Source organism: Chelativorans xinjiangensis (genome assembly GCF_009812055.1).
GTDB classification, from domain to species: Bacteria; Pseudomonadota; Alphaproteobacteria; order Rhizobiales; family Rhizobiaceae; genus Chelativorans; species Chelativorans xinjiangense.
The window spans coordinates 31,531-44,336 of record NZ_WQNH01000041.1 but is presented as its reverse complement, the minus strand read 5'-3'; the positions used below and the strand labels follow the sequence as shown (position 1 = coordinate 44,336).

Annotated in this window: 15 protein-coding genes; 11 read left to right on the top strand and 4 right to left on the bottom strand. The window is 65.4% G+C overall.

Annotation, left to right across the window (positions count from 1 at the left end):
- Window positions 1–160: 160 nt before the first annotated feature.
- On the bottom strand, window positions 161–382 hold the full coding sequence (locus tag GM910_RS20545; RefSeq protein ID WP_159590691.1) for a hypothetical protein: 222 nt from the start codon (window positions 380–382) through the stop codon (window positions 161–163).
- A gap of 179 nt (window positions 383–561) precedes the next feature.
- Here GM910_RS20545 and GM910_RS20540 point away from each other — a divergent pair, with 179 nt between their 5' ends.
- Together GM910_RS20540 and GM910_RS20535 are read left to right on the top strand one after the other, a co-directional pair.
- Window positions 562–2,337 carry an acyl-CoA dehydrogenase family protein gene (locus GM910_RS20540; protein WP_159590689.1) on the top strand — a complete coding sequence of 592 codons (1,776 nt, stop codon included), beginning with the start codon at window positions 562–564 and terminating at the stop codon, window positions 2,335–2,337.
- A gap of 2 nt (window positions 2,338–2,339) precedes the next feature.
- Window positions 2,340–3,098: a crotonase/enoyl-CoA hydratase family protein gene (locus GM910_RS20535; RefSeq protein ID WP_159590687.1), complete on the top strand. Its 759-nt coding sequence runs from the start codon at window positions 2,340–2,342 to the stop codon at window positions 3,096–3,098.
- 27 nt (window positions 3,099–3,125) lie between these two features.
- Here GM910_RS20535 and pdxH read toward each other — a convergent pair whose 3' ends face one another.
- Complete coding sequence (pdxH, locus tag GM910_RS20530) at window positions 3,126–3,773, bottom strand: pyridoxamine 5'-phosphate oxidase (protein ID WP_281354914.1); 648 nt, start codon at window positions 3,771–3,773, stop codon at window positions 3,126–3,128.
- Window positions 3,774–3,820: 47 nt separating this feature from the next.
- Between pdxH and GM910_RS20525 the strand changes: the two genes are divergently transcribed.
- From GM910_RS20525 to GM910_RS20510, 4 genes are all read left to right on the top strand, one after another.
- Window positions 3,821–4,222 carry an RT0821/Lpp0805 family surface protein gene (locus tag GM910_RS20525; RefSeq protein WP_159590683.1) on the top strand — a complete coding sequence of 134 codons (402 nt, stop codon included), beginning with the start codon at window positions 3,821–3,823 and terminating at the stop codon, window positions 4,220–4,222.
- Between the two features lie 118 nt (window positions 4,223–4,340).
- On the top strand, window positions 4,341–5,276 hold the full coding sequence (locus GM910_RS20520) for a DnaJ C-terminal domain-containing protein (RefSeq protein WP_159590681.1): 936 nt from the start codon (window positions 4,341–4,343) through the stop codon (window positions 5,274–5,276).
- Between the two features lie 113 nt (window positions 5,277–5,389).
- Window positions 5,390–6,208, top strand: coding sequence for an enoyl-ACP reductase FabI (fabI, locus tag GM910_RS20515; RefSeq protein WP_159590679.1), 819 nt, complete (start codon window positions 5,390–5,392; stop codon window positions 6,206–6,208).
- 38 nt (window positions 6,209–6,246) lie between these two features.
- Window positions 6,247–6,834, top strand: coding sequence for a histidine phosphatase family protein (locus GM910_RS20510; protein ID WP_159590677.1), 588 nt, complete (start codon window positions 6,247–6,249; stop codon window positions 6,832–6,834).
- Between the two features lies 1 nt (window position 6,835).
- On the opposite strand, the gene GM910_RS20505 is transcribed toward GM910_RS20510, so the two are convergent.
- On the bottom strand, window positions 6,836–7,084 hold the full coding sequence (locus GM910_RS20505) for a DUF1344 domain-containing protein (protein WP_159590675.1): 249 nt from the start codon (window positions 7,082–7,084) through the stop codon (window positions 6,836–6,838).
- A 168-nt stretch (window positions 7,085–7,252) separates the two neighbouring features.
- Here GM910_RS20505 and aroC point away from each other — a divergent pair, with 168 nt between their 5' ends.
- Together aroC and ribB are read left to right on the top strand one after the other, a co-directional pair.
- Window positions 7,253–8,353 carry a chorismate synthase gene (gene aroC / locus GM910_RS20500; RefSeq protein WP_159590673.1) on the top strand — a complete coding sequence of 367 codons (1,101 nt, stop codon included), beginning with the start codon at window positions 7,253–7,255 and terminating at the stop codon, window positions 8,351–8,353.
- 31 nt (window positions 8,354–8,384) lie between these two features.
- Window positions 8,385–9,482, top strand: a complete 1,098-nt coding sequence (ribB, locus tag GM910_RS20495) for a 3,4-dihydroxy-2-butanone-4-phosphate synthase (protein WP_159590671.1) — start codon at window positions 8,385–8,387, stop codon at window positions 9,480–9,482.
- Window positions 9,483–9,530: 48 nt separating this feature from the next.
- Here the strand turns inward: ribB and GM910_RS20490 are convergent, their stop codons facing one another.
- Window positions 9,531–10,742 (bottom strand): MFS transporter, encoded by a 1,212-nt coding sequence (locus GM910_RS20490; protein ID WP_159590669.1) that lies wholly within the window; start codon window positions 10,740–10,742, stop codon window positions 9,531–9,533.
- Between the two features lie 120 nt (window positions 10,743–10,862).
- Between GM910_RS20490 and GM910_RS20485 the strand changes: the two genes are divergently transcribed.
- The 3 genes from GM910_RS20485 to GM910_RS20475 all read left to right on the top strand — a co-directional run bounded on the left by GM910_RS20485 (window position 10,863) and on the right by GM910_RS20475 (window position 12,745).
- Entirely contained in the window at window positions 10,863–11,462 is a 600-nt protein-coding gene (locus GM910_RS20485) for a TetR/AcrR family transcriptional regulator (protein WP_159590668.1), read from the top strand.
- Between the two features lie 86 nt (window positions 11,463–11,548).
- Window positions 11,549–12,475, top strand: a complete 927-nt coding sequence (locus GM910_RS20480) for a histone deacetylase family protein (RefSeq protein WP_159590667.1) — start codon at window positions 11,549–11,551, stop codon at window positions 12,473–12,475.
- Between the two features lie 3 nt (window positions 12,476–12,478).
- Window positions 12,479–12,745: an exodeoxyribonuclease VII small subunit gene (locus GM910_RS20475; RefSeq protein ID WP_159590666.1), complete on the top strand. Its 267-nt coding sequence runs from the start codon at window positions 12,479–12,481 to the stop codon at window positions 12,743–12,745.
- Window positions 12,746–12,806: the final 61 nt, after the last annotated feature.

Below are 12,806 nucleotides of genomic sequence, written 5' to 3'. Positions count from 1 at the left end.
TCCACCTCCGTCAAAATGGAGGTTGAATCAGAACAAAATGTCGCCGTCACATCACAATCGATTCATCGATCACAGGACATGCTCTAGCCGTTCCGCCACATTGCGGGAAGGGAGATTGGAAACCGATGTGGTCGCGGGCGCCGACGCCTTCGAGCCGTGCTCAATCGTCCTCGAAGGGATCCGGTGCCGGTTGCTGCGGCTGCGTGCCTTCTGCCTGGCGCTTTTGGTGGTGGGCCAGAGAGCACTGGATGGAGCAGAGGATACCGCGGTCGCACCAGTAGGCGGGACCGTATTCGATGCGCCCGTGGTGGTAGGCGAAGTCGGGCGTGCCCATGGCCTTGCCGCACTCGATGCATTGGTACTTTTCCGGCCGCGCGAGCATGGGCGCCTCCTCGGGAATAGCGGTTGGATGTGTCCTACCGCCTGCTTGTCGGCAGCTCAAGGCGGTTGTATTTGACGTTTACGTAAAAAGAAATTATCGATCATGTGGGGCAGGGCTGGTCGTGCGGGATGGGCGCGGCTAGGCTCCTTCCCAAGCGCCGGGTATCGAGGAGGCAAGCCATGTATCGCGCACCCGTGGAGGAGATCAGCCACACGCTCACCCATGTCGCCGGGCTGAAGAAGATGCTGGACGAGGGGCTCGCCGGCGACCTTTCGCCCGATCTCGTCGAGGCCATACTGACCGAGGCCGGCCGCTTCGCCGGCGAGGAGATCGCGCCGCTGGCCCGCATCGGGGATGAGAAGGGTGCGCAGCTGAAGGATGGTGAAGTGACCACGCCGCCCGCCTGGCCGGAGCTCTACCGCAAATGGTGCGAGGGCGGGTGGAACGCGTTGGCCGCGCCCGAGCACTGGGGCGGGCAGGGCCTGCCAATGATGCTTGCCGTGGCCGCGCTCGAGATGTGGAATTCCGGCTCCATGGCCTTCGCCATCGGCCCGACGCTCACCATGGGCGCCATCGAGGCGCTGGAAAAGCACGCCGGCGAGGACCTGAAGAAAACCTATCTGGAAAAGCTTGTCACCGGCGAATGGATGGGCACCATGAACCTGACGGAGCCGCAGGCTGGGTCCGACCTCGGCGCGCTCAAGGCGCGCGCCGAACGCGCTGCCGACGGCATCTACCGCATCTTCGGCCAAAAGATCTTCATCACCTATGGCGAGCAGGACTTCACCGACAACATCGTGCACCTCGTGCTGGCACGCCTGCCGGATGCTCCGGCCGGCACCAAGGGTATCTCGCTCTTCCTGGTGCCGAAGTTCCTGGTCAACGGTGACGGCTCGCTCGGCCCGCGCAACGACGTCTTCTGCGCCTCGATCGAGCACAAGATGGGCATCCACGGCTCGCCCACCTGCACCATGATCTACGGCGACGGAAAGTTCGGCGCCACGCCCGGCGCGGTCGGCTGGCTGGTCGGCGAGGAGAACCGCGGGCTCGCCTGCATGTTCACCATGATGAACAACGCCCGCCTCGCAGTCGGCATGCAGGGCGTAGCGGTGGCCGAGGCCGCCTATCAGAAGGCGCTCGCCTACGCGCGCGAGCGCCGCCAGGGCCGGGCCGAGGGCGCCAGGGGCGGCGAGATGAGCCCGATCGTCGAGCACCCGGACGTCAAGCGCACGCTTTTGACTATGAAGGCCATGACGCAGGCTGCGCGCGCCATCGCCTATTCCTGCGCCCATGCGATGGACATGGCCCGCTTCACCGGCGGAGAGGAGGTCGCCCATTGGCAGCATCGGGCGAACCTGCTCACGCCGCTCGCCAAGGCTTTCCCGACCGACGTCGGCGTCGAGGTCGCCTCGCTCGGCCTACAGGTGCACGGCGGCATGGGCTATATCGAGGAGACCGGCGCGGCCGCGCTTTTGCGCGATGCGCGAATCGCCCCGATCTACGAGGGCACCAACGGCATCCAGGCCATCGATCTCGTCATGCGCAAGCTGCCGCAGGCTGACGGCGCGCATGTGCGCGGCTTCATCGCCGAGCTCCGGCAGGACGCCGAGACCGTGCGTGGCGCCAACATGCCGGAACTGGGCGAGACCGGGGAGCGCCTAAGCGCGGCGCTGGACGATCTGGAGGAAGCGACGGAGCATCTTCTGCGCCTTCAGGGTGAGAGGCAGGCGGAGGCCGCCCTGTGCGGCGCCACGCCCTATCTGCGTCTTTTCGCCCTAGCCGCCGGTGCTGCCATGGTGGCGCGCGGCGCGGTTTCGGCGGGAAATGCCGCGCAGGCCTGCCTCGGCCGCTATCTCGCGGAAAACCATTTGGCCGAGACGGCGGCATTGAAACGCACGGTGATCGAGGGCGCGGAAAGCCTGATCGCGGCTGCCAGTGCGTTGGCGGAGGGCTGAGCATGACCGACCACATCCTCGTCGAGTGCCGCGATGCGGTGCAGATCATCCGCCTCAACCGGCCGGAGAAGAAGAACGCTATCACCCGCGCCATGTATGCCGCCATGGCCACCGCTCTCGCCGAGGGCGACTGCGACGAGGCGGTGCGTTGCCACGCGATCTTCGGTGCACCGGAGGCCTTCTCCGCGGGCAACGACCTTGCCGACTTCCTCGCCGTCGCTACCGGCGGGGAGGGCGGCGAAGAGGTGTTCGATTTCCTGCTGGCGCTCGCCGGCTGCAGGAAGCCGGTCGTGTCGGGCGTCGACGGCATTGCTGTCGGTATCGGCACCACCATCAACCTGCATTGCGACCTGACCTTCGCCACGCCGGAGACCGTCTTCCGGACACCGTTCGTCGACCTCGGCCTTGTGCCGGAGGCGGGCTCCAGTCTGCTTGCGCCGCGCGTCCTCGGCCCCCAGCGCGCCTTCGCGCTCTTGGCGCTGGGTGAGGCGCTGGACGCCGAGGCGGCGCTCGCGGCGGGCCTTATCCACCGCATCGTCGACGCTTCCTCGCTGGAGAAAACGGCCCTTTCCGCCGCCCGTGCCCTTGCGGCAAAACCGCCGGAGGCGCTGCAGATCACGCGTGATCTTTTGCGCGGACCGCGTGATGAGGTTTTTGCGCGTATACGGGAGGAGGGCGAACACTTTCGCGCGCGGCTGAAATCGGACGAAGCCCGCGCCGCCTTCACGGCCTTCATGAACCGGAAGCGGGACGGCGCCTGAGCGTCCGCCTTACAAGCAAGGGTCCGCTTAGGGATAAAGCCGCGTCTTCTCCCAGCCGCCCTCCACGCGCCTGAAGATCACCCGGTCGTGCAGCCGGAAGGGGCGGTCGTGCCAGAATTCGATGCTGTCGGGCACAATCCGCAGGCCCGACCAGTAGTCCGGCCGAGGAATCGCGCCAACGGCGAACTTGGCCGTATATTCCGCCACCGCCTTTTCCAGTGCAAAGCGGCTCTCCAGCGGCCGCGACTGTTTCGAAGCCCAGGCGCCGATGCGGCTGCCGCGTGGGCGCGAGGCGAAATAGGCGTCCGCCTCCTCCTCGCTCACCTGTTCCACAGGCCCGCGCACACGCACCTGCCGGCGCAGGCTCTTCCAATGGAAGCACATGGCGGCCCTCATCGAGGAGAGGATTTCCTGCCCCTTGGTGCTTTCGAAGTTCGTGTAGAAGACGAAGCCGCGCTCGTCGAAGCCCTTGAGCAGCACCATGCGCACATTGGGCATGCCGTCCGCGTCGACGGTCGCCAGCGCCGTGGCGTTGGGATCGTTCGGTTCCGAACCCTCGGCATCGGTCAGCCATTCACCGAACAGGCGGTAGGGGTCGCCGCTTTCGGTGAAATCGCTCTCGTTTAAGCCAATCGTAACCATCGTCCTGCTCACTGATGCTGTTTTGCGGAGCATGCCGATTGCGGGGGCCGATGCAAGGGGCAGATAACGGAGCCCGTTTGGTGCTGCGCCTTCTCAGAAAGGCGGCACTTCTTTTTGTTTTTGCGGCGCTGGCGCACGGCTGCGCGGCCAGCGCGCAAGACGCCGTCGGCCAACGGTCGGACGGGACCATCACCACCGCTTCCGTGCCGGCTGTCACCGCGGCTGGCGAGGAGACGGATGCCGAGATCGTCCTCGCCGTCCTGGCGCGCGAGGTTTTGGACGCTGTCGGCCACGAATGGGAGAACCCGGTAAGCGGCGCGCGCGGCAGGATTACCGCCGTGACAAGGCAGGAGGCGGACGGGCAAGACTGCCTTGCCTTCACCACGACGCGCCAAAGCTTCGATGGCATCCACCTCTACCGGGGGCTTGCCTGTGAGGACGCGACGGGTTTTTTGCACACACGCGCCTTTGCAATGCTGTAGCCCTACCGCTGGATACTGGAATTCTGCCCCGCCAATGCGCATATAACGGGCGCGACCGAAAACCTATGCGAAACACCCGGTTGACGGCTTTCCCGCCGTTCTTTGGGCAAGGCTGACGATGAAGAACCCCTACGAGGTGCTGGGCGTGCAGAAGGGCGCACCGGCGAAGGACATAAAGGCGGCCTATCGCCGCCTGGCCAAGAAATACCATCCCGACCAGCGGCCGGACGATCCGCGGGCGAAGGAGCGTTTTGCCGAAGTCGGCCAGGCCTACGAAATCCTCGGCAACGAAAAGACACGGCAAGCCTTCGACAACGGCGAGATCGACGCCAGCGGCAAGCCACGCTTTCACGGCTTCGAGGGCGGCGCCCACGGCGACCCCTTTGCGGGCTTCCGGCGTGCCGGTGCCGGGCCGGGCCGTACCCACTTCGAGTTCCGCACGAGTGGCATGGACGGCGAGCCTTTCAGCGGCGCCGACATCTTCAGCGAAATCTTCGGCCAGGCTTTTTCGCATGGCGGCCCGCAGGGCGCGCGCCGCACCACGCGTCCGGAAGGACTGGGCGACCTGAATGTCACGCTCCTAGTCACCATTGAGGAAGTGGCGACCGCGGCCAAGGTGACGGCTGCTTTCCCAGACGACCGGCGCATTGCCGTGAAGCTGCCGCGCTATGTCGAGGACGGCCAGACGATCCGCCTCAAGGGCCAGGGGGCGGAGACACCCTTCGGCGAACGCGGCGATGCGCTGGTGAAGCTGAAGCTGCGTCCGCACAAGCGCTACCGCGTGGAGGGACGTGACCTGCATGCCGACCTCCCTGTGAGCCTGCGCGACGCCGTGCTCGGCGCCAAGGTGGCGGTAGAGACGCCGACCGGCAAGGTGGCCGTCGCCGTGCCGGCCTGGTCGAGTTCCGACCGCACGCTCAGGCTCAAGGGGCGCGGCCTGCCTTTGAAGAGCGGCGGCAACGGCGATCTTTATGCCCATGTGCGCATCATGCTACCGGAAGGGGGTGATGCGGCGCTGGAGGAACTGTTTCGAAAGAACGTGGAGAGCGAGTAGGGCTGTGAGGCAGTAGGGCTCCCCCTTTTCCCCTACATCTCTTTCTGCCAACTTGATGCTTTGCTATCGCTGTGCGATAGGGCGTTCGCCGTAACAAGTTCGGAGAATCGTCTATGGCTGGTGGTAACGGCCTGATGGCCGGCAAGCGCGGGCTTGTGCTCGGTGTGGCCAACAATCGCTCGATCGCCTGGGGCATCGCCAAAGCCTGCGCAACCGAAGGGGCCGAACTGGCGCTGACCTATCAGGGCGACGCGCTGAAGAAGCGGGTCGAGCCGCTGGCCGCCGAACTGGGCGCCATCGTCGTCGGTCACTGCGATGTCACCGACCTCGACACCGTCGACGCGGTGTTCGCCGAGGTCGAGAAGCGCTGGGGCAAGCTGGACTTCCTCGTCCACGCCGTTGCCTTCTCCGACAAGGACGAACTGACCGGGCGCTATGTCGAGACCACGCGCGACAACTTCCTGCGCACCATGGACATCTCGGTCTATTCGCTGACCGCGGTCGCCAAGCGCGCCGAGCCGTTGATGGCGGATGGCGGCTCCATCCTGACCATGACCTACTACGGCGCCGAGAAGGTGATGCCGCACTACAACGTCATGGGCGTCGCCAAAGCGGCGCTCGAGGCCAGCGTGCGCTATCTCGCCGTCGATCTCGGCGGGTCCAACATCCGCGTCAACGCTGTCTCCGCCGGCCCCATCAAGACGCTCGCCGCCTCCGGTATCGGCGATTTCCGCTATATCCTGCGCTGGAACGAGTACAACTCGCCGCTGAAGCGGGTGGTGACGATCGAGGAAGTAGGTGACACCGCGCTCTACCTCCTCTCGCATCTGGCGCGCGGCGTGACGGGCGAGGTGCTGCACGTCGATTCGGGCTATCACGTCGTCGGCATGAAGGCCGTCGATGCGCCGGATATCTCCGTGGTGAACGATTAGCAGCCGACGGGGCAGGGCGCCCCTTCCATGAGGTTTCCGTGCTTCCGCTTCTCTACATCATCCGGCACGGCCAGACCGACTGGAACGTCGAGGAGCGGTTTCAGGGGCAGGCAGACACCGACATCAACGCCAAGGGCCGCGCCGAGGCGGACCGCAACGGCCGCCGCTTGGCGGGTCTCATAGACGATCCCGCCGCTTTCGACTTCATCGCAAGCCCGCTACGCCGCACCTGCGAGACCATGGAGCGGGTACGCATCGAGATGGGCCTTCCCCCATACGGCTACAGCACCGACCCGCGCCTCAAGGAGGTGCATTTCGGAGACTGGCAGGGCCTCACATATGAGGAGTTGGAAGCACGTGAGCCGGGCTGCACCAGGGCGCGGGCGCAGCACAAATGGCATTTCCTGCCGCCGGGGGCGGAGGCGGAAAGTTACGAGCTGCTGGCGTGGCGCGTGCGGGGTTGGCTGGATGCTCTGGAAAGGCCGACCATATGCGTCACCCATGGCGGCGTCATGCGCGCCGTATTTCATTGGGTGGGTGGGGTGTCGGCCGAAGAGGCGGCGGAAATAAACATCCCGCAAGACCTGATCCTGCGGGTGGACGATGGCGAGCTGGAATGGCTGTAGGTTATTCCGGCAGCAGCATGTCCATGATCTGCTTTTCGCCGTTGTCGTCGACGCGGTAAGCGATCACGACGTCCATGCCGTCGGAGATAGCGGACATATCGATCTCGGGGGGCAGCTTGTAGGTGTCGCCGCCCTCGAGCGTAATCGTCATCTGCTCCTCGTCGACCGCGGTGATCGTACCCTCCGCGTCGGCGGCAGTGGCCGGCGTGGCGAGAAGGGCAAGAGACAAGACAGCGGCAGGGATTCGCATGGGGCAGACCTCAGGGTGTCGCGTTCTAAGAACTGTAATACAAGCGCGTGACGATTGTCCGAATAGAAATGGCAAAATGTGTCAAAAGTGTCCCCCTGCGCTGTTTGACCGCGTCTGCAAAGGCAAATAGAAGCGGTTCCGGCGCCGGCGCGCAAGGAAACGTTTACAATGTCGCATAACACCTTCGGTCATCTGTTTCGCGTCACCACCTGGGGAGAAAGCCACGGGGCGGCGATCGGCTGCGTCGTCGACGGTTGCCCGCCCGGCATTCGCTTTACCCGCGCCGAGATCCAGGCCGATCTCGACCGGCGCCGGCCGGGCCAGTCGCGCTTCGTCACGCAGCGCCGCGAGCCCGATCAGGTGAAGATCCTGTCGGGCGTGCTGCCCGAAGACGACGGCGAAACGCTGGTCACCACCGGCACGCCGGTCTCCATGCTGATCGAGAACGTCGACCAGCGCTCCAAGGATTACAGCGAGATCGCCCAGCGCTACCGCCCCGGCCATGCCGACTACACCTACGAGATGAAGTACGGCCTGCGCGATCACCGCGGCGGCGGGCGCTCTTCCGCGCGCGAAACCGCGGTGCGCGTGGCCGCCGGCGCGCTCGCCCGTAGGGTGGTTCCCGGCCTCAAGGTGCGCGGCGCGCTGGTTTCGATGGGCGAGAAGGCAATCGACCGCGCCAACTGGGATTGGGATTTCATCGGCCACCCAGACAATCCCTTCTTCACGCCCGACCCGGAATCCGTCGCCGTCTTCGCCGACTATCTCGACGGCATCCGCAAGAAAGGCTCCTCCGTCGGCGCGGTGATCGAGGTGGTGGCCGAGGGCGTGCCGGCGGGCCTCGGCGCGCCCATCTATGCCAAGCTCGACCAGGACATCTGCGCCAACCTCATGTCGATCAACGCCGTGAAGGGCGTGGAGATCGGCAACGGCTTCGAGGCCGCCCGCATCACCGGCGAGGAGAACGCCGACGAGATGCGTGCCGGCGCTGACGGCAAGCCCGTGTTCCTGTCGAACAACGCCGGCGGCGTGCTGGGCGGCATCTCCACCGGCGAGCCGGTGGTCGCCCGTTTCGCGGTGAAGCCCACCTCATCCATCCTCACCCCGCGAAAATCGGTCGACAAGACGGGCGCGGAGGTCGACGTAACGACCAAAGGCCGCCACGACCCCTGCGTGGGCATCCGCGCCGTGCCCATCGGCGAGGCCATGCTTGCCTGCACCATTGCCGATCACTACTTGCGTCACCGAGGACAAACGGGGAAAGGGTAGGGCCCTATTCCCCTAACCGCAGCGAGAAAACATGCCTTATGACCAGCGGAAAGTCGTCGACGCCCTGCGCGCTTTCGAGCGCGGCGAGATCGTCATCGTCATGGACGATGACGGGCGCGAGAACGAGGGGGACCTGATCGTCGCCGCGGTCCATGCCACGCCGGAGAAGATGGCCTTCATCGTGCGCCATACTTCCGGCATCGTCTGCGCGCCCATGCCGCGCGAGGAGGCGCGGCGGCTGAACCTCGCGCCCATGGTAGCCGAGAACGACGCCCCCCATCAGACGGCCTTTACCGTCAGCGTCGATTTCAAGCACGGCACCACCACCGGCATCTCGGCCGAAGATCGCACGCTGACGGTGCGCAACCTCGCCAATCCCAATGTCGGCAGCAGCGACTTCGTGCGGCCCGGCCATATCTTCCCGCTGATCGCCCGCGAGGGCGGCGTGCTCATGCGCTCCGGCCATACGGAGGCGGCGGTCGATCTCTGCAAGCTTGCCGGTCTGCCGCTAATCGGCGTCATCTGCGAACTCGTCAACGACGACGGCACGGTCATGCGCGGGCCGCAGGTGACGGCGTTTGCGGAAGAGCACGGCCTCAGCCAAGTCTCCGTCGCCGATCTCATCGCCTACCGCCAGCGCCAGGAAACGCTGGTCGAGCGCATCGCCTGCTTCAAGATCGAGACCCCTGGCGGCACGGCCACCGTCCATACCTATACGCTGCCCTGGGAGGCCATGCAGCATCTGGCCATCGTCTTCGGCGACATCCGCGATGGCACGGAGGTGCCGGTGCGTTTGCACACTGAGGATGTCGTCGCCGACGTGTTCGGCACGGAATACCGGCTGCAGGACATCATGAAATCCATGGGCACCATGGGGCGTGGCGTGCTGGTTTATCTGCGCGAGGGTTCTGTCGGCGTCGCCCATCATCATCACCGCCCCCGGGCTGGAGATGCCGAAGCGCACGAGGAAGCGGTGAAGCGCGAAAGCGAGTGGCGCGAGGTCGGCCTCGGGGCACAGATCCTGAAGGATCTCGGCATCACCTCCATCAAGCTGCTCGCCTCGCGTGAACGCCATTATGTCGGCCTCGAAGGCTTCGGCATCGAGATCGCCTCGACGGAGATACTGTAAAGGCCACCCGCCTTGCGGATGGCCTTAAAGGCGACGGACGGGTGGCCGCTACGCCACCGCCGCTTCGGGCATGATGGTGGCTGAAGGCCTCTGCAGGATGCGCTGACCGGAAAGCGCGGTGGCCACAGCCACGCCGCCCGCCGCGACCGACACCCAGAACCCGCTCTGCGCACCGAAGGCATCGATCACATAGCCCGAGACGAAAGAGCCGACGGCCATGCCGATGAAGATACCGGTCATGGCCCAGGTGATGCCCTCGGTAAGCTGGGAAGAGGGCACCAGCCGCTCGATCAGTCCGAACGCGGTTATGAAGGTGGGCGAGATCGACGCGCCGGCGAGGAACAGCATGAGCGCCAGGAGCGGAATGCCGTTCACCCACAGAAGGGGCAGGGTCGTCAGCATGGCGATCGCGTTGGCGACGAGGAACTGCCGGCCGAGCGAGGCCTTGAGCTTCAGCGTGCCGAAGACGAGGCCGACGACCAGCGAACCGCCCGCATAGCCGGCCAGCACGAAGCTCGCCGCGCCCTTCTGGCCGAGTTCCTCTGAGAAAGCGATCACCGTCACCTCGGCCGTGCCGAAGATCGTGCCGACCGCGATCAGCGTGAAGGTGATGATCTGCACCGCCGGGACACCGAGCGCCGACCGGCTTGCCTTCTCCTCGACCGGACGGACCGGCGGTTCGGTGGATTTCTGCGCGACGAACAGCGCCGTGCCCACGGCCAGGAACAGCGTGGCCGCCAGCGGTCCTGCCTCCGGGAAGAGGCTGACGCTGAGCCCGATCGCCAGCACCGAGCCCGCCATATAGACCACCTCGTCGAGCACCGACTCGAAGGCGAAGGCGGTGTGAAGCTTCGGCGTGCCATGATAGAGCCCCGTCCACCGCGCCCGCACCATGGCCGGCATGCTGGGCATGACGCCGGCGATGAAGGCGAAGGCGAACAACGTCCAGTAGGGCAACCGGAGATGGGTGGCGAGAATCAATCCCGCAAAGGCCGCGACGGATACGGCTGTTGCAGGCGTCAGGACGCGGCTCTGGCCGTGGCGGTCGACGAGCCGGGAAATCTGCGGCGCGACAAAGGCATTGGTGAGGGCGAATGTGGCGGAGACCGCACCGGCCAACCAGTACTCGCCATGGCTCTGGGAAAGCATGGTGACGATGCCCATGGTGGCCATGGCGACAGGCAGGCGCGCCAGAAATCCGGCGGCGGCAAAGCCCTTGGCCCCCGGCGCCTGGAAGACTTCACGATACGGGTTCGGCATGACGCGATCCTTCGATTGATGAGAGCGCGCCGCTAACATACGCGGCGTATGTCAATGAGGTAATTGCATACGCGGCGTATGTCAACTAAATATATACGTGTCGTATGTGAAAGGAAGAGAATGGCGCACAAACCTCGCAGCGAAATGATAGCGGAGACCCGGCGCAAGCTGGTCACGGCCGCCCGTCATGCCTTCGGCACAATGGGATATGCCGATGCTTCCATGGACGATTTCACCGCCGAGGCCGGTTTGACGCGTGGTGCGCTCTATCACCATTTCGGGGACAAGAAGGGGCTTCTGCAGGCCGTTATCGCCGAGATCGATGCAGAGATGAACGCGCGCCTTTGCGCCATCTCCGCAAAGGCGCGCAATCCGTGGCAGGGCTTTGTCGACGAGTGCATCGCCTATATCGAGATGGCGCTCGAGCCGGAGATACAGCGCATTGTGCTGCGCGACGGGCCGGCGGTGCTGGGCGATCCCGCCAACTGGCCCAACCAGAGCGCCTGCATCCTCTCGATGACCGCGAGCCTGGAGCGTTTCGTGCAGGAGGGGACGATCGTCGCCACGGATGCCGAGGCCTTAGCGCGTCTCCTCAACGGCGCGATGCTGAGCGCTTCCCTGTGGATCGCCAATTCGCCGGAGCCGCAGGCCTCCTCGCGCAAGGCCGTGCACGCCTTCGAGGCATTTCTGGCAGGCCTTCGGGTCAAGGACCGCGAATAGGGGCCTTGCGGCGCCTTGACGCCCAAACCCTGTTGAAGGGCACCGCGCGGCGTGGCCAAAGCCGGCGTCAACGCCTATATCGGGGCATGACCACGCGGCTATACACACATCCCGTCTGCCTGGAGCATCTGACCCCGCTCGGCCATCCCGAGCGGCCGGACAGGCTGCGCGCTATCGAAAAGGTGTTGGCGCACGAAGTCTTCGCCCCGCTTGATCGGGTGGAGGCGCCGATGGCGAACGAGACGGCAATCCTCCTCGCGCACCTTGAAAGCTATGCCCGCCGGGTAAAGGAGGCGATTCCCGCCGAAGGCTTGGCGCGCATCGACGCCGACACCTCCGTCAGCCCCAGGAGCTGGGAGGCCGCGATGAGGGCCATAGGCGCGGCCACAGCCGCGGTGGACGACGTGTTCGCCGGGCGCGCTGACAATGCATTCGCCGCCATCCGTCCGCCCGGCCATCATGCCGAAAAAGACCAGGCGATGGGCTTCTGCCTGTTCAACAACGCGGCGATCGCCGCTCGCCACGCGCAGGACGCGCATGGAGCCGAGCGCGTGGCCATCGTCGATTGGGACGTGCACCACGGCAACGGCACCCAGGACATTTTCTGGGACGACCCGTCGGTGCTCTACTGCTCCACCCATCAGATGCCGCTTTATCCCGGCACGGGTGCGGCCGAAGAGACCGGCGCCGGCAACATCGTCAACGTGCCGCTCTCAGCGGGTACCGACGGCGAGGCCTTCCGCGAGGCGTTCAAGGGTACGATCCTGCCGCGGCTCGACGAATTCCGTCCCGACCTGATCATCATTTCGGCCGGTTTCGATGCGCATTATCGCGACCCGCTGGCCGAGCTCAATTTCACCGAGGACGATTTCAGCTGGGCCACGGCGAGAGTGATGGAACGGGCTGGGCGCTGGTCGGACAACCGCCTTGTCAGCCTGCTGGAGGGCGGTTACGACCTCGAAGGGCTGGCTCTCTCGGTGGCCGCCCATGTCGGGCGCTTGATGAAGGGGTAGAGAATGAACATCGACGCCAACAATGCCGCAGCCAACGACGACATCAAGGCGATGACCTTCGAGCAGGCGCTGGAAGCGCTGGAGAAGATCGTCAACGACCTGGAGCAGGGCGACGTGCCCCTTGAGCAGTCGATCCGCATCTACGAGCGCGGCGAGGCGCTGAAGGCCCATTGCAACCGGCTCCTGAAGGCGGCCGAGGACAAGGTGGAGAAGATCCGCCTCTCCCGCGAGGGCGCGCCTGCCGGCACCGAGCCGCTCGACCCGCAGTAGAAGGAGCGCGGCCTTGCCGCGTTTACTTTGCGTCCGCGAACGCTTATGTCCCTGCAACCGG